We start from the raw sequence: 675 nt of genomic DNA, 5'->3' as shown, positions 1-675 counted from the left end.
GATTCTCCTTAAGTTTACTTTCATTGGGTTAACCTAAAGATTGTTTCTCAACTATGACTCCTCTTCAAAGGGTACTATGGTTCTGAATATATTTCGAAGTTACTGAGGCAATGGGCTGATAAAAATCAAATACAATTGGTTTTTATTCAACCAGGAAATCCACAACAGAATGCTTATATTGAACGCTATAATCGAACAGTTCGATATGATTGGTTAAGCCAATATTTGTTTGAAAGTATTGCCGAGGTTCAACACTATGCGACACAATGGCTATGGACCTACAACAACGAACGACCTAATACTGCTATTGGAGGGATTACTCCAAGGCAAAAACTGGCTCTAGTGGCCTAATCCTCTACTTTTAACTTCGGTTAAAAATGGGGGGATTGCCCTATCACGGCATTTCGGACAATAAAAGACGAGTAAAATCATTCATTGATCTCTGTAAAAGAAGTTTATTAAGTTGGTTTAATCGTCGAGGCGGTAGGAAACCTATGACTTGGAAAAAGTTAATCGATATACTGAATGCAATCGATTTTCCAAAACAATGGAAAACGATACCTATGTTCTAACACTCGTGAAACAGGCTGGGGAGCCTAGGTTTATCGGGAGCTGTATGCGGTAGCTCCGCACGTACAGTTCTAAGTAGGGGCTGGGGACAATATAAGCATGATA

At 39.3% G+C, this 675-nt stretch carries 1 pseudogene; it reads left to right on the top strand.

Annotation, left to right across the window (positions count from 1 at the left end):
• Positions 1-78: 78 nt before the first annotated feature.
• Positions 79-351: pseudogene (locus Lnau_RS16780) on the top strand (integrase core domain-containing protein); the annotation flags it as partial.
• Between the last annotated feature and the right edge of the window lie 324 nt (positions 352-675).

Origin of the sequence: Legionella nautarum, assembly GCF_001467895.1 — a bacterium.
Classification (GTDB): domain Bacteria; phylum Pseudomonadota; class Gammaproteobacteria; order Legionellales; family Legionellaceae; genus Tatlockia; species Tatlockia nautarum.
Note: the sequence above shows the minus strand (reverse complement) of the source record. Positions and strands in the feature narration are given on the sequence as shown.